Here is a 21,110-nt window from a genome sequence, read left to right as displayed (position 1 = left end):
GCAAACGAAATGGTCGATGCGTCTGTTTCCCCCAGCGCCGACGCGCGGCCCATCGAAAACCGCTTCCAAACCTCAAGCCCGGCGCGCCCGGGCTTTTTCGCGTCCAATCCCCCTCCCCGCCTTTCCAAACGGGCCTTCCGCCCGCCCCAACCATGCCATCCGGGTGCAATGTGGCGTCGACTCGCGGAATCCCCGATGCAACTTAGTCCTGACTCTATAATTCTAAATTGACAGCCGCCGCCGGCTTGTCTAGATTGCCCGGCTGCCGCAAGATGGCGAAGCGCAGGCAGGCCCTGACGCCAAAACCATGCGAAACCATGACAACGACAATAATAAGGACGGCCCAGGCCGTTCTCACAACAACCCGCTTGCCGGGACACAGCCCTTAAAGAGAAGCATTATGGCCATCAGTGTTTTTGATTTGTTCAAGATTGGCATCGGCCCGTCCAGCTCCCACACGGTTGGACCGATGCGCGCCGCGCGCCAATTCATCGCGCGGCTGGAAAAAGACGGCTTGCTGACGCAAACCGCCAGCGTGCGCGCCGAAATGTTCGGCTCGCTGGGCGCCACCGGCAAGGGCCACGGCACCGACGTCGCGGTGCTGCTGGGCTTGCAGGGCGAACAGCCCGACCTGGTGGACACCGACGCGGTGGACGGCATGCTGGCCGCCATCCGCGCCGACAAGGCCATCGCGCTGCTGGGCAAACAGACCGTGCCCTTCATCGAAGGCGAGCACCTGATTTTGCACAAGAAGAAAACCCTGCCCTACCACCCCAACGGCATGATTTTCGAAGCCTTCGACGCCGCCGGCGCCAGCCTGTCCAAGCGCGCCTATTACTCGGTGGGCGGCGGCTTTGTGGTCGACGAGGCCGCCATCGACGCCGGCTTCGTCCCGCCGGGCGTCACCGAACTCAAGCACCCGTTCAAGAGCGCGGCGGAATTGCTGGCCTTGTGCCAGCGCCACGGCAAATCCATCAGCCAGATCATGCTGGAGAACGAACTGGCCTGGCGCAGCGAGGAACAAGTGCGCGCCGAACTGCTGAAGATCTGGCAAGTGATGCAGGACTGCGTCAAGCGCGGCTGCGATCGCGAAGGCATTCTGCCCGGCGGCATGAAGGTGAAGCGCCGCGCCGCCGACATGCACCGCAAGCTGCTGGCCTCGCCCGAAGCGGCGCTGCGCGACCCGCTGACGGTGATGGACTGGGTCAATCTGTACGCGCTGGCGGTCAATGAGGAAAACGCCGGCGGCGGCCGCGTGGTCACCGCGCCCACCAACGGCGCGGCCGGCATCATCCCGGCGGTGATGCACTATTACGCCCGCTTCGTGCCCGGCGCCAGCGACGACGGCATCGTGCGCTTCCTGCTCACCGCAGGCGCCATCGGCGTGTTGTTCAAGCTCAACGCCTCGATCTCCGGCGCCGAAGTGGGCTGCCAGGGCGAAGTGGGTTCGGCCTGCTCGATGGCCGCGGGCGCCTTGGCCGAAGTGCTGGGCGGCACCCCGGAACAAGTGGAAAACGCCGCCGAAATCGGCATGGAGCACAATCTGGGCCTGACCTGCGACCCGGTGGGCGGCCTGGTGCAAGTGCCCTGCATCGAACGCAACGCCATGGCCTCGGTCAAGGCCATCAACGCGGCCCGCATGGCGCTGCGCGGCGACGGCCAGCACTTCGTGTCGCTGGACCGGGTGATCAAGACCATGCGCGACACCGGCATGGACATGAGCACCAAGTACAAGGAAACCGCGCGCGGCGGCCTGGCCATCAACGTCATCGAAGTGCCGGTGAATATTGTTGAGTGCTGAGCCTCCGGCCTGTTAGCATCGAAGCCGATGGCGCTTGCGCGCCGTCGGCTTTTTTTACGACCTCATTCCCGCGAAACTCGAACCAGCCATGCATCACATCGCCACCGCCAGACTGCAACTGCGCCCGCTGCACGCCAGCGACGCCCCCTTCATGCTCATGCTGCTGAACGAGCCGGCCTTCATCGCCAATATCGGCGACAAGGACGCCCACGACCTGCTCGGCGCGCTGCGCTACATCGAGGAAGGCCCGCAAGCCAGCTACCGCAAGCACGGCCACGGCCTGCTGCTGGTGGAGCGGCTGGACGACGGCGTCCCGGTCGGCATCTGCGGCCTGGTCAAACGCGACGGCCTGGCCTATCCGGACATCGGCTACGCCTTCCTGGAACAATACTGGGGCTGCGGCTACGCCAGCGAGGCGGCCTTGGCCGCGATAGAACACGGCCGCGAACAGCTGGGGCACGCGGTGGTGGTGGGCATCACCGCGCCGCACAACCAGGCGTCCATCCGCGTGCTGGAGAAAATCGGCCTGCGTTACCAGGGCCGGATCGAGCTGCCCGGCATCGATGGCGACAGCTGCTATTTCGTGCCGCCGACGCTATTGAAAGATCAACCCGCCTGATGCGCCGCCGGCCGCAGCCAGCGCCGGCACAGCGCTACGCCCAGCGCCGCGGCGGCGGCCGACATCGCGAAGGTCGTCGCCATGCCGCCGTGCGGCCACACCAGCCCGCCGATCAGGCCGCCGGCGCTGCCGCCGACGCCAAACGAGGCGATGATGTACAGGCCCTGGGCGCGACCGTGGTGCTGTTGCTCGAACATGCGGTGGATCAGCCCCACCGAGGCCGCGTGATGCAGGCCGAAGGTCAGCGCGTGCAATAACTGCGCGCCTATCGCCACCCAGGCCAGCTGCGCCGCGGCGGCGATCAGCGCGAAACGCAGCGCCGCCGCCGCCAGCGACAACAGCATCAGCGCTTCCAGCCGCGCGCGCGCCATGATCTTGGGCATCAGCAGGAACACCGCCACCTCGCTGACCACGCCCAGCCCCCACAGCATGCCGATCGCGCCCTGCTCGTAGCCCGCCTGTTTCAGGCCTATGGAGAAAAAGGTGTAGTAAGGGCCATGGGCGAAGGCCATCAGGAAACAGCAGCCGAACAGCGCCATCACCTCCGGCCGCCGCAGCGTGGCGGCGATAGGCGTCGACGGCCCGCTCCTGCGTTCGGCCGCCACTTCCGGCACCCGCCAGGCCGCCGCCGCCACCAGGCCCAGCAACACGCACAGCGCCCACGGCAGATTGCCTATGCCTATGCCGTCCAGCAGCACGCCGCCGCTCATCGCCAGGCAGACGAAGCCTATCGAACCCCAGACCCGCACTCGGCTGTAACGCCCAGGCTGCGCGCGGGTCAGGTGGGCGGTGCTGGCCTCCACCAGAGGCAGCGCCGCCGCCCAGAAGAAGTGCGACACCGCCAGGCTGACGAACACCCACCAGAAGGCGCGGTCCAGCCCCACCAGCAGGAAGGCCGCCGCCGACAGCAGCGAAGTCGTCAGGATGATGGCGCGCCGCCGGCCGCGCCGGTCCGCCAGCCAGCCCCAGAAGCCGGGCGCCACGATGCGCGCCAGCGTGGACAAGGCCATCAGCACAGAAATCTGCCAGGCGGAAAAGGACAGCGACTGCAGATACAGCCCCCAAAACGGACTGAACAGACCCTGAAAGGCGAAATAGCTGAAATAGAACAGGCTGAACGGCAGCAGGGATGCGGCGGGTGACGCGGAAGACGGCATGATCTGAAAACTCGGCCCGTGACGGGCTCCTGGTTGAAAACAAAAACAGCGCTTAGAGCCTGTTCAAAGTCTCGCGCGCGGCTGCGGCACCAGGCCAGGCAAGCGAGAAAGCGGCCTTGGCCAAGCGCTGCGCGGGCATGCCGAGTCCATGCCCTCCGTGTCGCGCCAACGGCTTCTCAGAACTGCCCTTTGAACTTGCCGATCTCGCGCCTCGCCTTCTTGGTGGGCCGGCCGTCGCCGTGCGGGAAGCTGGCGCGCTCCGCCTTCAGCAGCAACTGCTGTTCCTCGCGCGCGAGCCGCGAGGCCTCGTCCTCGCGGTAAAGCAGCTGCGCCTCTTTCGCCGGACGGCGCTGGGTGCTCAAGGCCAACACCTCGACGCGGTACTCCAGCTGATTGATGCGCATCACCAGCTGATCGCCCTCCTTGACCACCCGCGAAGCCTTGACCCTATCGCCGTTGACCTGCACCCGGCCCAGCTCCAGCGCCTCGTGCGCTAGTTGCCGGGTCTTGAAGAAACGAGCGGCCCACAGCCATTTGTCGAGACGGACCTTGCCGTCGTCCTCGGCGCCGGCCGCCATCAGAGCACGCTCCATTCGGCGGCGGCCAGCCCCTCCAGTTTCAGGCTGAGCCTGTCGCCGGAACGCACCGCCGCCACCCCTTCAGGGGTGCCGGTATAGATCAGGTCGCCGGCTTGCAGGCCGTAGATGCGCGACAGATAGGCGATGATGGCCGCCACCGGGAACAACATCAGCCCGGTGTCGCCTTGCTGGCGCAACTCGCCGTTGACGCGCAGTTCGAAGCTCAGCCGCTGCGGATCGGCCACCTGGGCCGCCGGCGCCAGCCGCGACAGGCAGGCGGCGGTGGGAAAGCCCTTGGCCTTGGTCCACGGATGGCCCTTGCTCTTGGCCGCCGCTTGCACATCGCGCGCCGTCATGTCCAGGCCGATGCCGTAGCCGGCCACATGGCCGAGCGCTTCCGCCTCGGCGATGTCGCGGCCGCCCTTGCCTATCAGCAGCACCAGCTCGCATTCGTGGTGAACGTCGCTGGAGTAATCCGGCAACCGCAAGGGCTCGCCCTCGCCGGCCAGCGCCGAAGTCGGCTTCAGAAACACCAGCGGCTCGTCTTCCAGCGGGTTGTTCAATTCCGCCGCGTGCGCGGCGTAATTGCGCCCGATGCAGAAGATATTGCCCACCGCGACGTCCTGTTCGCCCAAACGCGCCTTGAATGCCGACATGACTATCCTTTCCCGTTCTGTTCAACGCCAACCATGCAAGCTCGCGATTATCCCATAATTTCCCCCCCCTCGGCATGCCAGTCCGAAAGGACAGCTAGGCAGATTGTGCACCGCGGCAACAAGATGCGGCTTTTGACGCGCCGATTGCCCGCCACCCGGTGAAAATGTCATGTAACCCTGTTACAGTCATGGCGTACCTTGCGACCGCACATTTTGTTACACGGTCCAATGCAGGAAAGCTTCGATAACGCTTCGGCACGTTTCAGGAGACAGCTTTGACCCAAGAAAGTACAAACCCGCTGGATAGTTTCTTCGCCAGCCTATCCGAGGCCAACCAACAGTGGATGCAGCAGTTCGTCAACAATCTGCCGCTGCCGCCGCAACCTGGAAATACCGAATTGCCGCTGGCCAACGCCTGGGGCGCCATGCTCAGCAACGCCGGCCAGCTGTTCGCCTGGCAAAGCAGCCTGTATCAGCAGCAGATGCATCTGTGGTCGCAGTTTCTGGGCCAGGCGCCCGCCGCCAACGGCGACGCCTCGGCGAAAAAGGGCGACCGTCGCTTCGCCTCCCCGGAATGGGACGAACATCCGTTCTACCACTTCCTCAAACAAGGCTATCTGCTCACCAGCAAATGGATGACCGAACTGGTTGACAACGCCCAGCTGGAGGAGGAAGCCAAGGACAAGCTGGCCTTCGCCACCCGCCAATACCTGGACGCGGTCTCCCCCAGCAACTTCATGCTGACCAACCCGGACGTGATGAAACGGGCGATAGAGACCAAGGGCGAAAGCCTGGTCGACGGCATGAAGAACATGCTGGAGGATTTCCAGAAGGGCCACATCTCGATGTCGGACGAGAGCCAGTTCGACATCGGCAAGAACATCGTGGTCACGCCCGGCGAGGTAGTGTTCCGCAACGACTTGATCGAACTGATCCAGTACACCCCGACCACCGGCCAAGTCTATGAGAAGCCGCTGCTGATCGTGCCGCCCTGCATCAACAAGTACTATCTGATGGACCTGCAGCCGGACAATTCCATGGTGCGCCACTTCGTCGCCCAGGGTTACCGCGTGTTCCTGATCAGCTGGCGCTCGGCGGTGCCCGAGATGAAGCACTTCACCTGGGAAAGCTATATCGAGAAAGGCGTGATCGCCGCGGCGGAAACCGTGCGCAAGATCACCAAGCAGGACAGCATGAACGCGCTGGGCTTCTGTGTCGGCGGCGTGATCCTGACCACCACTCAGTGCGTACTGCAAGCGCGCGGGCTCAAGTACTTCGACTCCACCACCTTCATGACCTCGTTGATAGATCACGCCGAGCCGGGCGAGATCTCCTACTTCATCGACGAGAATCTGGTGGCCAGCCGCGAGGCCAAGATCGCCGCCGGCGGCATCATCAGCGGCAAGGAGATTGGCCGCACCTTCGCCAGCCTGCGCGCCAACGACCTGGTGTGGAACTACGTGGTCAACAACTACCTGCTGGGCAAGACCCCGGCGCCGTTCGACCTGCTCTACTGGAACAACGACGCGGTGGACCTGCCGCTACCGATGCACACCTTCATGCTGCGCCAGTTCTACATGAACAACGCGCTGACCAAACCGGGCTCCATCACCTTGTGCGGCGTGCCCATCGACGTTTCCAAGATCAACATCCCGGTCTACATCTTCGCCGCGCGCGAAGACCACATCGTGCTGTGGAGCTCGGCCTACTCCGGCATTCACTACCTGACCGGCGCGCCGTCGCGGCGCTTCGTGCTGGGCGCCTCCGGCCATATCGCCGGCTCGATCAATCCGGTGACCAAGGACAAGCGCAATTACTGGGTCAACGACAAGCTGCCCGAGCACGCCGACGCCTGGCTGGAAACCGCGGAAAGCCACCCCGGCAGCTGGTGGAAGGACTGGGACGCCTGGCTGGCGCCGCAATCCGGCAAGCAGGTCGCCGCGCCCAAGGCCTTGGGCAGCAAAGACTTCCCGCCGCTGCAAGCGGCGCCGGGCAGCTATGTGCTGGCCAAGGCCATGCCCAGCGTGGTGGCCAGCCTGCAATAAGAACAAGCGGTTCAAAGTCTGCCGCGCTTCGGCGGGATAGTCAGGTACGGGGTTGAAAGCCGCTCGATGTGCTTTAGCGGTTTCCTCGTTCCGCCGCCGGCGCGTTGGCCGACACACCGACCTTCGCGGTCACATTAGAAGAGAGACGGAGAAAAACATGGAAGTCGTGATTGTCGCAGCAACCCGCACCGCCATCGGCAGTTTCGGCGGCGCGCTGGCCAAGATCCCGGCCCCGGAACTGGGCGCCACCGTCATCAAATCGCTGCTGGCCCAAACCGGCCTGAAACCGGAAGACGTCAGCGAAGTCATCCTCGGCCAGGTGCTGACCGCCGGCAGCGGCCAGAACCCGGCGCGCCAGGCGCTGATCAAGGCCGGCCTGCCGGTCTCCACCCCGGCCACCACCCTCAACGTGGTTTGCGGCTCCGGCCTGCGCGCCGTGCACCTGGGCGCCCAGGCCATCGCCAACGGCGACGCCGACATCGTCATCGCCGGCGGCCAGGAAAGCATGTCCCTGTCCCCGCACATCCTGCCCGGCTCGCGCGACGGTTTCCGCATGGGCAACGCCCAGCTGATCGACACCATGGTCAACGACGGCCTGACCGACGCCTACAACGCCTACCACATGGGCATCACCGCCGAAAACGTGGCGGAGAAGTACGGCATCGGCCGCGAAGAGCAGGACGCGCTGGCGCTGGCCTCGCAGCAACGCGCCGCCGCCGCGCAGAAAGCCGGCAAGTTCAAGGACGAGATCACCCCGGTGCTGGTGCCGCAGCGCAAGGGCGATCCGGTGGCCTTCGACAGCGACGAGTTCATCAAGCACGACGCCAGCGCCGAAGGCCTGGCCAAGCTGCGCGCCGCCTTCAAGAAAGAAGGCACCGTCACCGCCGGCAACGCTTCCGGCATCAATGACGGCGCCGCCGCGGTGCTGCTGATGTCGGCGCAGAAGGCGGACCAGCTGGGCCTGAAGCCGCTGGCCACGATCAAGGGCTACGCGCTGACCGGCTGCGCGCCGGAAATCATGGGCATAGGCCCGGTGGCCGCCACCCGCAAGGCGCTGGACAAGGCCGGCTGGACGGTGGAAGAGCTGGACCTGGTGGAAGCCAACGAAGCCTTCGCCGCCCAGGCGCTGGGCGTGGCGCGCGAATTGGGCTGGGGCCCGGACAAGGTCAACGTCAACGGCGGCGCCATCGCGCTGGGCCACCCGATCGGCGCTTCCGGCTGCCGCGTGCTGGTCACCCTGCTGCATGAAATGCAGCGCCGCGACGCCAAGAAAGGCCTGGCCACGCTGTGCATAGGCGGCGGCATGGGCGTGGCGCTGGCGGTGGAACGGCGCTAAAACCTGTTTACGATCTGCTGCGCGTCGTGAAGCGTTGCACGGTGAGTACCAGCTCAAAATGCTCATGTACCACGAGTACATTCCGCTTTTTCGCTCGTTTCCGCCTTGTCTCGCCTTAGCTCGCAAGATCGTAAACACGTTCTAAGTCCTTACCCGTCAATAACAAAACCCACCGGCCGAAGCCGGTGGGTTTTGTTTTCAGCGCGCGGCTCGCCGCCACTCAGCCCGAGCGCCCGTTGTCGCCATGCTGGCGCAGGAAAGCCATGTTCAGCTCCAGCGGCGCGCCCAGCCACATGGCGAAATCGCTGTGGTCTTCGACGTCGTCGCCGCTGAGCGGATGCAGCAGCACGCTCAGCCCTTCCCGGTTTAGCATCAGCCACGGCACGATCTGACCAAACAGAGCCGGCGCGAAGGCGATCTGGTAAGCGCCCACCGGGTGCGGCCCGTAAGCCTGCTCGCGCCAGCGCCCCAGCTCCACCTCGAAGCGCTGCGCCACCGCCTCGCGCAGCCGCCTCGCCGCCGGCTGTTGCGCCGCGTCATAATAAACATGGGCGTGATAGCCCGTCACCTCAATCGCCTGCTGCATCGCTCGCCCTTTGTCCCTTGCCCGCTCGCGGCGGACCGGCCCCGAATAAAGCCAGTGAAGCTATCGTCTCCGCCGCAAAAAATCAAGACAGCATATTCCTGCCGCGCGCGCCTGCCTGCGCGCCGAAACCTCCCGCGCCAAACAAAAACCCCCTGGCCGCGATGGCAGGAGGTTTGGGCGATTGACCGGCCCACTGGCCGGTGTAGACGGTCGGATCGACCGTGGAGAGGAACAACGCGCGAATTGAAGCCAACGGCACGATCGGCACATCAAGGCTGCCGCATCGCCGCGGCGCTCGCCTTAGTGGGGAACAATGATGGGGGCGCCGTCCGGCCCATGTTTCTTCTGATGCTTGGCCGCCCGTTTCTCCTTGGGCGTCAACAACGGCTGCTTCTTGGCTTCCTTGCTGCTGTGTCTTGATTTACTCATGATCAGCTCCTTGGCATGCATCGGCGGTGCCGATGCCGGCTCCAGTATAGACCTGTCCGCGGCGCTTGTGCCGGCTCAAGAAATGACATGGCAATCATCAGCTATGCTCATACTCTTGCGCCCCGGTTTCATTGGCCACAGAATGCATGGCATACATCCCCCGGAGCCGGCATGAACACCCTCGCAACCCCGCAACTGGACACCATCCTGCAACGCATCGCCTCCTTGCGCGCCGCCATGAAGAACGCCGGCGTCGACGCCTGTCTGGTGCCCTCGTCCGACCCGCATCTGTCCGAATACCTGCCGGCGCGCTGGCAGGCGCGCCAATGGCTGTCCGGCTTCACCGGCTCCATGGGCACCCTGATCGTCACCCGCGACTTCGCCGGCGTCTGGGCCGACAGCCGCTACTGGGTGCAGGCCGAGGCCGAGCTGGCCGGCAGCGGCATTCAATTGGTCAAGATCGTCAGCGCCGCCAGCGCCGACCACCTGGGCTGGATCGCCAAGACCCTGAGCGCCGGCCAGACGCTGGCGGTGGACGGCGATTCGCTGGGCCTGGCCGCGGCCAAGGCGCTGCAAGGCGCGCTGGAGCAGGCCGGCGCCCGGCTGCGCACCGATCTGGACCTGATAGACGCCATCGATCCGCAGCGCCCGCCGCTGCCGGAGGCGCCGGTCTATCAACATGAATCGGCTTTCGCTCCGCAAAGCCGCGCCGACAAGCTGGCGCGCTTGCGCGCCGCCATGGCCGAGGCCGGCGCCGACTGGCACTTCCTGTCCACGCTGGACGACATCGCCTGGAGCTTCAATCTGCGCGGCAGCGACGTCAACTACAACCCGGTGTTCATCAGCCACGCGCTGCTGAGCCGGCAACAGGCCACGCTCTTCGTCGGCGAAGGCAAGATTTCCGCCGAACTGCGCGCCCAACTGGCGGCCGACGGCGTCGAGGTCCAGCCCTACGCCCAGGCCAAGCCGGCGCTCGCCGCGCTGCCGGCCGGCGCCAGCCTGCTGCTGGACCCGCGCCGCGTGACCCTGGGCCTGCGTCAGGCGGTCAATTCGGCCGCCCGCGTGATCGAGGCGATCAACCCCAGCACTCTGTTCAAGTCCTGCAAGACGGAGGAAGAGGCCGCCCACATCCGCCGCGCGATGGAACAGGACGGCGCGGCGTTGTGCGAGTTCTTCGCCTGGTTCGAATCCCAGGTCAACCGCAGCCGCGTCACCGAGCTGACCATAGACGAGGAAATTACCGCCGCGCGCGCGCGCCGCCCCGGCTTCGTGTCCCCCAGCTTCGGCACCATCGCCGGCTTCAACGCCAACGGCGCATTGCCGCACTACCACGCCACCGAGGCCGCCCACAGCGAGATCAAGGGCGACGGCCTGCTGCTGATCGACTCCGGCGGCCAATACCTGGGCGGCACCACCGACATCACCCGCGTGGTGGCGGTCGGCGCGCCGTCCGCCGAGCAGAAGCGCGACTTCACCCTGGTGCTGAAAGGCACCATCGGCCTGTCCATGGCCCATTTCCCGCGCGGCACCCTGTCGCCGATGCTGGACGCGCTGGCGCGCGCGCCGCTGTGGCAGCACGACATCGACTTCGGCCACGGCACCGGCCACGGCGTCGGCTACTTCCTCAATGTGCACGAAGGCCCGCAGAGCATTTCCCGCGCGGTGCCGGACGCCAATATGGCGATGCAGGAAGGCATGGTCACTTCGATCGAGCCCGGCGTCTACCGCCCCGGCCGCTGGGGCGTGCGCATCGAAAACCTGGTGCTGAACGTGGCCTCGTCGCAGAATGAGTTCGGCGACTTCCTGCGCTTCGAAACCCTGACCCTGTGCCCGATCGACACCCGCTGCCTGGACTTCAACCTGCTGTCCCGCGCCGAGGTGGACTGGCTGAACCAGTACCACGCCGAAGTGCGCGCGCGACTGCTGCCGCTGGTGGACGGCGCGGCGCGCGAATGGCTGCTGTCCAACACCGAAACCATTTAAACCCCTCGCCGCCCGGGCGCCTCCGCGCCCGGGCCGTTTCTGCCCGATGCTAGACCGACTCAACGACCTCCGCCTCTTCCTCGACGCCGCCCAGCTGGGCAGCTTCTCCGCCGCCGGCCGCAAACAGGGCCTGTCGCCCGCCGCCGCCAGCGCCTGCATCCAGCGGCTTGAAGCCGCGCTGGACAGCAGGCTGTTCCAGCGCACCACCCGCCAGCTGCGGCTGACCGAGGCCGGCGAGATATTCCGCGACCACTGCCAGCGCGCGCTGGACACCCTGCAGCAAGGCCAGGACCGGCTGCAGCGGGAGCAAAGCGAACTCAGCGGCCTGATCCGGCTGTCCGCGCCGTCGGATCTGGGCCGCCACGCCTTGCTGGACTGTCTGGACGAATTCCGCCGCCTGCATCCGGCGGTGCATTTCGCCCTGCAATTGGACGACACCCCGGCCGATTTGATCGGCGAAGACATCGACATCGCCATCCGCTACGGCCAGCCGGCGGACAGCGGCCTGATCGCGCGCGAGCTGGCCGCCAGCCGCCGCGTGGTCTGCGCCGCGCCGGCGCTGCTGGCCCGCACCGGCACGCCGCGCCATCCGCGACAGCTGGCCGAGCTGCCGACGCTGACCTTGGTCACCGGCGACGGACCGATGCATGAATGGCCTTACCGCGAGCACGGCCAGCGCCGCGCGCTGCGGCTGGAGCGCGCGCAGCAGAGCAACGACGGCGAGGTGATCCGCCGTTGGGCGCTGCAAGGCCAGGGCTTCGCCTACAAATCGCTGCTGGACATCGCCGACGATCTGCGCCAGGGCCGCCTGCTCACGGTGCTGGACGACTACTTCACCGACAGCGCGCCGCTGCACCTGCTCTATCCCGGCCAGCGCGGCCAGCCGCTGCGCATCCGCCGGCTGATCGATTTCCTGCGCGAGCGGCTGTCGGCGCTGCCGGCCACCGCGCTGCTGCCGGAGGCCGGCGCCCAATTGTAAGAACCTGTTTACGATCTGCTGCGCGTCGGCGACACGGCGTTGAAACCGAGCTCAAAATGCTCATGTACCATCTGTACATTCCGCTTTCTCGCTCGTTTTCGCCTTGTCTCGCCTTAGCTCGCGAGATCGTAAACAGGCTCTAAGAAAACCGCGGCGCGGCCAATGGCCGTCCCGCGGTTGTGGAACGCAACTCAAAAACTCAGTCCGCCGGCACCTTGTCCGCCTGCAGCGCGAAGCGCGCGATTTCGTCCTTGCGCATGAAGGCGACGCCGGCGTGGCTTTGCGCGTAGCGGATGAACTGCTCCAGCGCCTTGACCCGCGCCGGCGAGCCGGAAATGCGGTCGTGGGTGCTGATCGACATCATCCGCCGCCGCGAACCCGCCTCGGAGTAGAGCAGATCGAACTCGGCCTTCAGATCGGACAGATAAGCCTCGTTGCTCAAGGCCGGCGAATCGAAGCGCACGATGTCGTTGTTGCGCAAGGTATAGGGCACCACCACGAAGGGCTTGCCCTTGACCGGCACCGTGAACGGCTCGTCGCGGCTGACGTTGTCAATGTGATAGAGAAAGCCCAGCTGCTGCAGAATGCCCAGGGTATTCGGCGTGCCGCGCAGCCAAAAGGCGTTGAAGCCCACCGGACGCGTGCCGGTGGCGCGCTCTATGCTGGCGATATTGGCGCGATAGGCCGCCTCCTCCTGCGCCGGCGTCATCGGATACTGCGGCTCCCAGGTCTGGCCGTGCGCCGCCGCCTCGTGGCCGCGCGCCACGATCTCGCGCGCCAGCTGCGGGCTGCGGTCCACCGCCTGGCCCACCATATGCGAAGTCACCTTGACCCCGGTGCGGTCCCACAGGTCCAGCAGCCGCGGAATGCCCTCCTTGACGCCGTAGTCGTACCAGCTTTGCATCGGCAAATCCGCGTACTTGGGGTCCAGCGGCGGGAAGGGCCCGCTGGCGCCGCGTTCCGGCTGGGCGCCGGCCTCGAACTGCATGGAAATAGAAATCGCCAGGCGCGCGCCGTTGGGCCAGAAGGCGCCGCCGCTTGTTGAGTTTGCCGTCATCTTGCTTGCTCCTGTCGCCGCCAGCGCCGCGCCGTGCGCCAGCATCAGCGCGGTGCTGCCCGCGGCCGCGCCGGCCAGGAACTGGCGACGATTGATGGGTAGGGTATCGGACATTTCGGGTCCTCTTTCTCGAAGCGAGGCCTACAACAAGGCCCCGCCCTCCACGTCCAGCACCGCGCCGGTGACGAAGCCGTTGGCCATCGCCAGCAGATAGGCTTGCGCCAGTTCTTGCGGCAGGCCGACGCGGCCGACGGGCAGGCCCTGGCCGATGCGGGCCAGCGTCGCCTGGCGCGCGGCCGAACCGGCCTCGCCCCATAGTTCGGTGTCCACCACGCCGGGGCTAACCACGTTGACGCGGCGCGGCGCCAGCTCCTTGGCCAGATTCTTGGCCGCCGCCTCCAGCGCGGCGTTGACCGTGCTTTTCAGCAGGCCGCCGCTGGAGAATTTGCGCGCCAGCAGGCCGGAGGTGAAGGTCACCGACGCCCGCTCCGTCAGATAGGGCAAGGCCTCGCGCACCGCCAGCAGGCTGCCGAACAGCTTGACGTCGAAAGTCTGCCGCAACGCTTCCTCGCTCAGCTCGGCCAGCGCCGGCGCGCCGACCCGGGCGCCGGCGGTCAGCACCAGATGATCGATGCGGCCGATGGCGGCGAAGGCCTGGGCCAGCGCCCGGCTGTCGGTGATATCCGCCTGGATGCCGTCCCGGTCCGCGGAAGACTGGACTGAGCGCCCCAGCACATAGACCCGAGCGCCGGCTTCCACCACCGCGTCCGCCACCGCTCGGCCGATGCCGGAACCGCCGCCCAGCACCGCCACGGTCTGGCCCTGGAAGGAAAAGGCCGCCGCGCTCATGGCTTCACCACGCCCAGTTGCTGCATCAGGGTCAGATTGTCTTCCAGATGCCAGTTCTCAGCGATGCGGCCGTTCTTGACGCGGTACAGATCGAAAGCCTGGAACTCCACCGGCTGGCCCTGGCCTTGCAGCTCGCCGAAACGGCCGCTGAAATGGCCCTGGAAATGCAGGCGCAAGGCGACCCGGTCGCCGGCCAGCACCATGTCGGTGACGTCCACCTTCAAGTCCGGCACCGCGGCGCGGAACTGGCGCGAAGCCTGCAAGGGGCCGGCCACACCCTGCTGGCGGCCGGCGGGCAAAGTGCGGTCGATGAAGTCGGGGTCCAGCGCCAGTTCGGCGTAGCGCGGATCGCCGCTGTTCCAGAACGCCGCGTAGCGCAGCGCGGCCAGCTTCACCGCCGCCACGCTGCCGGCCGGGCGGTCCGCCCACACCCGCGCCGGCTGCGGCAGGTTTTCCGCCGCGCCGGCGAAGGCCGCGTTCATGGCCAGGCCGAAGCCCAGCGCCAAGGTCAAAGCTTTCATCATCGTCTCCCGATTGCGGCGCCGCCACCATGGCGACACCGGACCAGCGCATTGTGTCGCCGCCGATCGGAATTGATAATTGGCTTTGTATTTGGATGATCTGCTTGTTGAATTTGAAAATAGACGCAAAGAAAGGCGAAGCGCCTGCGCTTCGCCTTTCTCAAACACAACCCGCAGCGGATCGTGAACGGGTTCTTAGAACGTGTTTACGATCTCGCGAGCTAAGGCGAGACAAGGCGAAAACGGCTGAGAAAGCGTAGTGTACAAACGGTACATGAGCATTTCGAAGCGGTACTCACCGTGCCACGCCTCGCGACGCGCAGCAGATCGTGAACGGGTTCTTAGCCGCCGGTGCCGCCCACGGTCAGCCCGCCGTCTATGCGCAGCGTCGGCTGACCCACGCCCACCGGCACGCTCTGCCCTTCCTTGCCGCAGACGCCCACGCCCTGATCCAGCTCCAAATCATTGCCTATCATGCTGACGTAGTTGAGCACGTCCGGCCCGTTGCCGATCAGGGTGGCCCCCTTGACCGGATAGCTGAGCTTGCCGTTTTCGATGCGCCAGGCCTCCGACGCCGAGAACACGAACTTGCCGCTGGTGATGTCCACCTGGCCGCCGCCGAAGTTGACCGCGTACAGGCCGTCCTTGACCGAGGCGATGATTTCCTGCGGGTCGTGCTGGCCCGCCAGCATATAGGTGTTGGTCATCCGCGGCATCGGGATGTGGGCGTAGGACTCGCGGCGGCCGTTGCCGGTGGCGCCCACCTGCATCAAGCGCGAATTCATCGCGTCCTGCATATAGCCCTTGAGCACGCCGTCCTCGATCAACACGGTGCGCTGGGTGGGATTGCCCTCGTCGTCTATCGCCAGCGAACCGCGGCGTTCTTCCATCACGCCATCGTCCACCACGGTGACGCCGGGCGCCGCCACCCGCTGGCCGATCTTGCCGGAGAAGGCCGAAGTGCCCTTGCGGTTGAAATCGCCTTCCAGGCCATGGCCTATCGCCTCGTGCAGCAGCACGCCGGGCCAGCCCGGCCCCAGCACCACGGTCATCTGGCCGGCCGGCGCCGGCCGCGAATCCAGATTGGTCAGCGCCTGATGCACCGCCTGGCGCGCGTAGCGCTCCAGCACCTCGTCGTCGAAGTAGGCCAGATCGAAGCGGCCGCCGCCGCCGCTGGAGCCTTGCTCGCGGCGGCCGTTCTGCTCGGCGATCACCATCACCGACAGCCGCACCAGCGGCCGCACGTCGGCGGCGCGCACGCCGTCGTGGCGCGCCACGTAGACCACGTCGTATTCGCTGGCCATGCCGGCCATCACCTGGATCACCCGCGGGTCCAGCGCCCGCGCCATCCGCTCCACCTTTTCCAGCAAGGCCACCTTGGCCGCCGCCTCCAGGCTGTGACACGGGTCCAGCGCCGGATACAGCGGCTTGGGCGCGCGCGGCGCCTGGCGGCCGGCGGAGCCGTCGCCGCCCGCCTGGCCGATGGCGCGCACCGCGTCGGCGGAGCGGCTCAGCGCCTCCAGGCTGATGGCGTCGGAATAGGCGAAGGCGGTCTTGTCGCCGGCCACCGCGCGCACGCCCACGCCCTGGTCGATGCTGAAGCTGCCGGACTTGACGATGCCCTCTTCCAGGCTCCAGGCCTCGCTGCGGGTGTATTGAAAATAGAGGTCGGCGTAGTCGATGGCGTGGTGGCGCATGCGCGCCAGCGTGGCCTCCAAAGCCGCCTCGTCCAGGCCGTAAGGCTTGAGCAGCAGGCTGTCTGCCGCGGAAAAAGCATCTTGCATCATGTCGGGTTCTTTCACGCGAGTACGCGGTGCGCCAGCGCCGGCAGGCGGGTGCGCACCGACTGGATCAATGTCGGGTCGATTTCGGCGAGGATCACGCCCTCGCCCTTGTCGAGTTCGGCCAGCACGCGTCCCCACGGATCGATGATCATCGAATGGCCGTGGGTCTTGCGGCCGTTGTCGTGTTCGCCGCCCTGCGCCGAGGCCAGCACATAGCTCTGGTTCTCGATCGCGCGCGCGCGCAGCAGGGGCTCCCAATGGGCCTCGCCGGTGGTGGCGGTGAAGGCCGCCGGCAGAATCATCAGATCATAGGGCGACAACTGGCGGAACAGCTCCGGAAAGCGCAGATCGTAGCAGATGCCGAAGGCCATCTCGGCAAAGCCCAGGTCCGCCTTCACCGGCTGTTCGCCCGGGCGGATGGTGTTGGATTCGCAATAGCTCTCGCCCAGGCCGGAAAAGCCGAACAGATGGATCTTGTCGTAGCGGGCGCGCACCTCGCCGTCCGGGTCGAACAGCAAGGTGGTGTTCAGCACCCGCTGCGGCTCCGGGCTGCGCAAGGGCACGGTGCCGGCCGCCAGCCACACGCCGTTGTCGCGCGCCATCCGCGCCAGCGCGCTCTGGATGGGGCCGTCGCCGTAGGCTTCGCACACGGCAACCTTGTCGGTTTCCTGCCGTCCCATCAGGCAAAAATACTCGGGCAGGACCACCAGCCGCGCGCCCTTGCCGGCGGCTTCCGCCACCCAATGCGCGGCGCGGCGCAAATTGGCCGCCACGTCGGCGCCGGACACCATCTGCACCGCCGCCGCCAGGAATTTCTGCTTCATGGTTTCCCCCCTTTGTTCTGCTGTATCGGACCGATCGCCGTGCGCACCACCTTGGGGTCGCGCAGCGAGCCGCTCACTTCGTAATCCACCGACAGGATGCGGCCCACCGGGTCGCGCAGCACTTTCTGCGCCGCCAGCGTGGCGATGCCCACCACCGGATTGAGCAGGGCCGCGCCCGCGGCCAGCGCCACGCTCTCCGCCAAACGCGGCATCACATGCACTTTCAAGGCCTGGCTTTCCTTGCCCAGATCCAGCTCGCCGGAAATCGTCACGTCCGCACCCGGCCCCTTCATCTCCACCTTGGACGAAGTGAACAGGCCGTTGCGCGCCTGCGCCTCGCCCTTGAGGCTGTCGAAGGCGAAACCGTCGCTGAACACGTCGGTGAAGTCCAGGCGGATGCGGCGCGGCAGCGATTGCAGGCTGAGCGCGCCCAGCAATTTGACCACGCCCGGGTCCACCTTGGCGAAGCGTCCGTCCTTGAAGTCTAGCGCCAATTCGCCGGACACCTTGGCCAAATCCAGATCGCCCAGGCCGCCGGGCCAATTCAAGCGGCCGCTGAGCGTGCCCTGGCCGTTGCGGAAAATCTCGCCCTGGCCCAGCCGCGTCAGCAGCTTGCCGGCGTCGCCGACATTCAGTTCGAAGCGGGCGTCGACATTGCCGGCGCCGCGCGCGTCCGAGCGCACCGTGGCCTTCAGCGTGCCGTCGTTGGTCGTCAGCCGCAAGGGCGCCATCTGCCAGACGCTGCCGTCGCGGCGCGCCTCCAGTTCCAGCCGGCCCACCGAACGCCCCTGCAGCACCAGCTCGCCGACGCGCACCTTCATCTCGGGCAGCTTGCGGTTCAGCACCGAGGGCTCGCCGCCGGCCTTGGCCTCGGCCGCGCCCTCTTTCTTGTCCGCCGGCAGGCTCAAGGCCAGCCGGCTCAGATTGGCCTGCAGCAGGCCGTTGCCCTCCGGCCGATAGCTGGCGTCGCCGCTCATCTCGTTGGAGCGCAGCTGTATGGTCCAGGCCTTGGACAGCTCGCGGTTGCCCAGCCTGGCGTTGACCTTGTGCAGGCTCAGGCCCGGCAACACCAGCTCCGGCGTTTCCAGTTCCAGCTGCAAGGCCGGCAAGGCGGACAGCGCCGCCGGCTCGCCGCCGCCGGACTGCGCTGCGCCGTCGGCCAGTTTCAGCCAGTCGTCCAGCACCACTCTGGGCTGCGCCACCCGCACCGTCAGGCCGGACGCCGCCGGCTCTCCCGGCGCGCGTCCCACGCCCAGCGCACCGGACTGCAAGTCGCCGCGCTCGTTCAAACGCAGGCGGCCGCCCAGCATGCCGTCCAGGCCGAAGTCCAGCCGCAGGGTCTGCGCGCCGCGCATCTGCTGCGGCCGCAGCTGCAGTTGCAGCGGCAAGGCCGCGGCGGCGGTCTTGCCCAAGGGCGCCGGCAAGTTGAAAGCCGTGCCCTGCAGGTCCGAGGCCACCGTCAGGCTCTCCAAGCCCTGCTTGACGACGAACTGCGCGCGGTAGCCGGACTTGCCCGCCACCTGCTCCGCCAGCGCCGGCAGGTATTGCTTCAACACTTGGCGCGAATCGGCCTGTCCGGCCAGTTCGAAGCGCATGCGCTTGTCGGCGCCGGTGTTGGCCTTCAGCTGGAAGGGGCCGCCGAAGCCGACGAACTGCAGGCCGGGGCTGTCCACGCCGCGTTCGGTAAAGGTCAGCCGGCCGCGGGTCTTGCTCAGCGGCGGAATCGGCAGGGATTTGAAGCGCAGCGCGTTGTCGGCGAAATGCAGATCGCCGCGCACCGCCACGCCCTGTTCGCCGGCCAACGGTATCGTCAGCTTCAAGTCCAGGCTGGCGTCGCCGCCGGCCTCGATCTGGCCGGTGAAACCGTCCAGCCAACCGTCCACCGGGCTTTGCGTGGTGAAGGCCAGCATGCGCTGCAAGCGGTCGGCCGCGCGGCCCTCCACCGTCAGCACGGGCACGTCGGCGCCCAGATTAGCGATCACCGCCTTGACGCCGCTCAACGGCACGCCCACGGTGACGGCGCGGCGCGCGTTCACTTCCATCCGTTCGTTGTGGAACAGCAATTGGGCGTCGATGTCGTCGATGCGCGGCCAGCCCGCTTGATAGCTGAGACGCGCGCGCTCCACCTCGGCCTCCACCAGGAACTCGCCGCCCTTGCCGCCGGCGAAGGGGAATTGCTCCAGATCGCCGCGCAGCTTCATCGTCGCCTGGCGCAACTGGCCGCCCTGCAAGGCTTGGCGCAACCAGCGCAAGGTGTGCTCGCCCACCTCGTGCGGCAGATACTCCGCCACCCTGGCCGCCGGCACTCCGGCAATGCTTGCGCGCAGATCGGCGACGCCGGCGCCGCTGCCCTGGTGCCGATAGCTGCCTTGCAGGCTGCCGGACAAATCGGCGTTGGAGAAGGCCACCTGGCGGAAATCCAAGGCCACCGCCTGCCCCTGCCGCTGCCAGCCCACGTCGGCGGTCAGCTTGTCGAAGGCCAGCGGCGCGACGAAGACCGAGGGATAGCTGACCTGGGACTTGCCGGTGTCCAATTGCAGGCGGCCGCCCTTTTCGTCGAAGCTGATCGCGCCGCTGACGCCGGCCACGCCGGGCAGCTCGCCGAACGGTTGCCAGGCCAGCTTTTCAAAACGGGACTTCAGCTTGAAGGCCTTGGGCGTCTCCAGCGCGCCCTTCCAGCTGACGGTCAGGTCGCGCAGCGCGCCGCTGGGCGAGAAACGCGCGAACAGCGGATTGCGGTCGGCGCCCAGCGCGTGAATGAAGGGGGTCAGATGGCCGAGATCGACATTGTCCAGGGTCAGCTGGCCGAAGCCCTGCTCGCCGTAGCGCCACTCGCCGTCGATATTGGAATTGTCGAAGGCCAGACCGCTGGCGCTGGCCAGGGTCAGCCGGCTGGCCTTGACCTTATAGCTGCCGCTGAGCTGGCGCGTCAGTTGCAGCTCGCCCTGCAGCCGCGGCAGCACCAGTTCCTGCGAATCCGGCGGAGTGTAGGCGGCGTCGTGGACATTGACGCTGGCTTTCAAGGCGTCGACGGCGCCGTCGGAGAAGGACATCTCCACCGTGCCGCTGCCCTCGCCGCTGCGCAGCATGCCCAGTTGCTGCAGATAGCGCGTCCACGAACCCACCCGCGCGCCGTCCAGCGCCACCTTGATCGAGCCGGACCACTGCTGCCAGGCGGCGATGTCGTCGCCGCGCCAGGAGGCGGTCAGATCGAAGCCCTTGCCCAGGGACGCGGCCGGCTGGCCGGACAGCTTCAGGCCGTGGCCGAACAGGCCGGCGCTCAGCTTGAGCTGGCCCTGGCTCAGGTCCAGCCGCGGCAGGCCCAGCAATTCGTCCTGCCAGCTCAGCCGCGCGTCGCTGATCTCCAGGCTGGGCTGGCGCAACAGCCAGTTGCCCAGGCCGCTGTCGGCGGGACCGGAACTCAGATCGAAGCCGTTCAGATAGATCACGCCCTGGCGCGAGCGCAGCAGCTCCACCGCCGGACCCTTGACCACCACGCTGGCCAGGCGCGGCTCCAAGGCCAGCAGCGAACGCCAAGACGGCTCCAGCGACACCTGGCGCAGGGTCAACGCCTTGCCGTCCTGCGGATTGGCGATGGTGACGCCGCCCAGCTCGAAGCGCGGCCCCACGGTCAGCCACTCGCCGGACAGGGCCGCCACCTGCACCGGCCGCCCCAGCGACTGGCTCAGATAGCGCTCCAGCGGCTGACGGAACTGGTTCAGATTGGGCAGCACCCAGAAAGTGAACGCGCAAAACGCCGCCAGCAGCAGCGTCAAGGCGACGGCGACGGCCATTCCCAACAGCGCACAGGTCCGTTTCAGGACCTTGATCACATGGATATGGGACAGAACGGAGAATAGCTTTTCCAAATGCGGCAAACCGTTACAATGTGGCCATCAAGAATTG

At 66.8% G+C, this 21,110-nt stretch carries 17 protein-coding genes; 6 read left to right on the top strand and 11 right to left on the bottom strand.

The window, feature by feature from the left end; all coding sequences use genetic code 11:
• Nucleotides 1-400: 400 nt before the first annotated feature.
• Both JW897_RS18820 and JW897_RS18815 read left to right on the top strand, forming a co-directional pair.
• On the top strand, nt 401-1,801 hold the full coding sequence (locus JW897_RS18820) for an L-serine ammonia-lyase (protein WP_048412149.1): 1,401 nt from the start codon (nt 401-403) through the stop codon (nt 1,799-1,801).
• Between the two features lie 88 nt (nt 1,802-1,889).
• Nucleotides 1,890-2,420 carry a GNAT family N-acetyltransferase gene (locus JW897_RS18815; protein WP_205467261.1) on the top strand — a complete coding sequence of 177 codons (531 nt, stop codon included), beginning with the start codon at nt 1,890-1,892 and terminating at the stop codon, nt 2,418-2,420.
• On the opposite strand, the gene JW897_RS18810 is transcribed toward JW897_RS18815, so the two are convergent.
• From JW897_RS18810 to JW897_RS18800, 3 genes are all read right to left on the bottom strand, one after another.
• Complete coding sequence (locus tag JW897_RS18810; RefSeq protein ID WP_205467260.1) at nt 2,408-3,577, bottom strand: MFS transporter; 1,170 nt, start codon at nt 3,575-3,577, stop codon at nt 2,408-2,410. The two genes, JW897_RS18815 and JW897_RS18810, sit on opposite strands and share 13 nt — an antisense overlap.
• Before the next feature lie 176 nt (nt 3,578-3,753).
• Entirely contained in the window at nt 3,754-4,170 is a 417-nt protein-coding gene (locus JW897_RS18805; protein WP_205467259.1) for an RNA-binding S4 domain-containing protein, read from the bottom strand.
• Entirely contained in the window at nt 4,155-4,811 is a 657-nt protein-coding gene (locus JW897_RS18800) for a fumarylacetoacetate hydrolase family protein (RefSeq protein ID WP_205467258.1), read from the bottom strand. Before JW897_RS18800 ends, JW897_RS18805 begins: the two co-directional genes overlap by 16 nt.
• A gap of 344 nt (nt 4,812-5,155) precedes the next feature.
• Here JW897_RS18800 and JW897_RS18795 point away from each other — a divergent pair, with 344 nt between their 5' ends.
• Together JW897_RS18795 and JW897_RS18790 are read left to right on the top strand one after the other, a co-directional pair.
• Complete coding sequence (locus tag JW897_RS18795; protein WP_420837272.1) at nt 5,156-6,856, top strand: PHA/PHB synthase family protein; 1,701 nt, start codon at nt 5,156-5,158, stop codon at nt 6,854-6,856.
• 157 nt (nt 6,857-7,013) lie between these two features.
• Nucleotides 7,014-8,192, top strand: a complete 1,179-nt coding sequence (locus JW897_RS18790; protein WP_048412154.1) for an acetyl-CoA C-acetyltransferase — start codon at nt 7,014-7,016, stop codon at nt 8,190-8,192.
• Between the two features lie 220 nt (nt 8,193-8,412).
• Here the strand turns inward: JW897_RS18790 and JW897_RS18785 are convergent, their stop codons facing one another.
• Together JW897_RS18785 and JW897_RS24550 are read right to left on the bottom strand one after the other, a co-directional pair.
• Entirely contained in the window at nt 8,413-8,778 is a 366-nt protein-coding gene (locus tag JW897_RS18785) for a DOPA 4,5-dioxygenase family protein (protein ID WP_205467256.1), read from the bottom strand.
• A gap of 300 nt (nt 8,779-9,078) precedes the next feature.
• A complete protein-coding gene (locus JW897_RS24550) occupies nt 9,079-9,207 on the bottom strand; it encodes a hypothetical protein (protein ID WP_275899884.1) in 129 nt (42 codons plus the stop codon).
• A 195-nt stretch (nt 9,208-9,402) separates the two neighbouring features.
• On the opposite strand from JW897_RS24550, the gene JW897_RS18780 reads away from it, so the two are divergent.
• Nucleotides 9,403-11,190: an aminopeptidase P family protein gene (locus JW897_RS18780; protein ID WP_205467299.1), complete on the top strand. Its 1,788-nt coding sequence runs from the start codon at nt 9,403-9,405 to the stop codon at nt 11,188-11,190.
• A 46-nt stretch (nt 11,191-11,236) separates the two neighbouring features.
• Nucleotides 11,237-12,169 carry a LysR family transcriptional regulator gene (locus tag JW897_RS18775; protein ID WP_107732372.1) on the top strand — a complete coding sequence of 311 codons (933 nt, stop codon included), beginning with the start codon at nt 11,237-11,239 and terminating at the stop codon, nt 12,167-12,169.
• 199 nt (nt 12,170-12,368) lie between these two features.
• On the opposite strand, the gene JW897_RS18770 is transcribed toward JW897_RS18775, so the two are convergent.
• The 6 genes from JW897_RS18770 to JW897_RS18745 all read right to left on the bottom strand — a co-directional run bounded on the left by JW897_RS18770 (nt 12,369) and on the right by JW897_RS18745 (nt 21,073).
• Complete coding sequence (locus tag JW897_RS18770) at nt 12,369-13,340, bottom strand: polysaccharide deacetylase family protein (protein WP_205467255.1); 972 nt, start codon at nt 13,338-13,340, stop codon at nt 12,369-12,371.
• A gap of 27 nt (nt 13,341-13,367) precedes the next feature.
• Nucleotides 13,368-14,075, bottom strand: coding sequence for an SDR family oxidoreductase (locus JW897_RS18765; RefSeq protein ID WP_205467254.1), 708 nt, complete (start codon nt 14,073-14,075; stop codon nt 13,368-13,370).
• The gene (locus tag JW897_RS18760) at nt 14,072-14,596 is read right to left on the bottom strand and encodes an ester cyclase (RefSeq protein WP_240352294.1); all 525 of its coding nucleotides are present in this window, start codon (nt 14,594-14,596) and stop codon (nt 14,072-14,074) included. The genes JW897_RS18765 and JW897_RS18760 overlap by 4 nt, the downstream gene beginning before the upstream one ends.
• A gap of 341 nt (nt 14,597-14,937) precedes the next feature.
• Nucleotides 14,938-16,380 carry a metalloprotease TldD gene (gene tldD / locus JW897_RS18755; protein ID WP_205467298.1) on the bottom strand — a complete coding sequence of 481 codons (1,443 nt, stop codon included), beginning with the start codon at nt 16,378-16,380 and terminating at the stop codon, nt 14,938-14,940.
• Nucleotides 16,381-16,394: 14 nt separating this feature from the next.
• On the bottom strand, nt 16,395-17,204 hold the full coding sequence (locus JW897_RS18750; RefSeq protein WP_205467252.1) for a carbon-nitrogen hydrolase family protein: 810 nt from the start codon (nt 17,202-17,204) through the stop codon (nt 16,395-16,397).
• On the bottom strand, nt 17,201-21,073 hold the full coding sequence (locus JW897_RS18745) for a YhdP family protein (RefSeq protein WP_205467251.1): 3,873 nt from the start codon (nt 21,071-21,073) through the stop codon (nt 17,201-17,203). The genes JW897_RS18750 and JW897_RS18745 overlap by 4 nt, the downstream gene beginning before the upstream one ends.
• Nucleotides 21,074-21,110 lie beyond the last annotated feature (37 nt).

Origin of the sequence: Chromobacterium alkanivorans (assembly GCF_016937655.1) — a bacterium.
Lineage (GTDB): Bacteria > Pseudomonadota > Gammaproteobacteria > Burkholderiales > Chromobacteriaceae > Chromobacterium > Chromobacterium alkanivorans.
The sequence above is the reverse complement of the archived record's forward strand: the minus strand, read 5'-3'. Positions and strand labels throughout refer to the sequence as shown.

Bases quoted from the DNA above. Each gene is read 5' to 3' on its own strand.
- JW897_RS18820 (WP_048412149.1), top strand. From the start codon at position 401: ATGGCCATCAGTGTTTTTGATTTGTTCAAGATTGGCATCGGCCCGTCC.
- JW897_RS18815 (WP_205467261.1), top strand. From the start codon at position 1,890: ATGCATCACATCGCCACCGCCAGACTGCAACTGCGCCCGCTGCACGCC.
- JW897_RS18810 (WP_205467260.1), bottom strand. From the start codon at position 3,577: ATGCCGTCTTCCGCGTCACCCGCCGCATCCCTGCTGCCGTTCAGCCTG.
- JW897_RS18805 (WP_205467259.1), bottom strand. From the start codon at position 4,170: ATGGAGCGTGCTCTGATGGCGGCCGGCGCCGAGGACGACGGCAAGGTC.
- JW897_RS18800 (WP_205467258.1), bottom strand. From the start codon at position 4,811: ATGTCGGCATTCAAGGCGCGTTTGGGCGAACAGGACGTCGCGGTGGGC.
- JW897_RS18795 (WP_420837272.1), top strand. From the start codon at position 5,156: ATGCAGCAGTTCGTCAACAATCTGCCGCTGCCGCCGCAACCTGGAAAT.
- JW897_RS18790 (WP_048412154.1), top strand. From the start codon at position 7,014: ATGGAAGTCGTGATTGTCGCAGCAACCCGCACCGCCATCGGCAGTTTC.
- JW897_RS18785 (WP_205467256.1), bottom strand. From the start codon at position 8,778: ATGCAGCAGGCGATTGAGGTGACGGGCTATCACGCCCATGTTTATTAT.
- JW897_RS24550 (WP_275899884.1), bottom strand. From the start codon at position 9,207: ATGAGTAAATCAAGACACAGCAGCAAGGAAGCCAAGAAGCAGCCGTTG.
- JW897_RS18775 (WP_107732372.1), top strand. From the start codon at position 11,237: ATGCTAGACCGACTCAACGACCTCCGCCTCTTCCTCGACGCCGCCCAG.
- JW897_RS18770 (WP_205467255.1), bottom strand. From the start codon at position 13,340: ATGTCCGATACCCTACCCATCAATCGTCGCCAGTTCCTGGCCGGCGCG.
- JW897_RS18765 (WP_205467254.1), bottom strand. From the start codon at position 14,075: ATGAGCGCGGCGGCCTTTTCCTTCCAGGGCCAGACCGTGGCGGTGCTG.
- JW897_RS18760 (WP_240352294.1), bottom strand. From the start codon at position 14,596: ATGAAAGCTTTGACCTTGGCGCTGGGCTTCGGCCTGGCCATGAACGCG.
- tldD (WP_205467298.1), bottom strand. From the start codon at position 16,380: ATGCAAGATGCTTTTTCCGCGGCAGACAGCCTGCTGCTCAAGCCTTAC.
- JW897_RS18750 (WP_205467252.1), bottom strand. From the start codon at position 17,204: ATGAAGCAGAAATTCCTGGCGGCGGCGGTGCAGATGGTGTCCGGCGCC.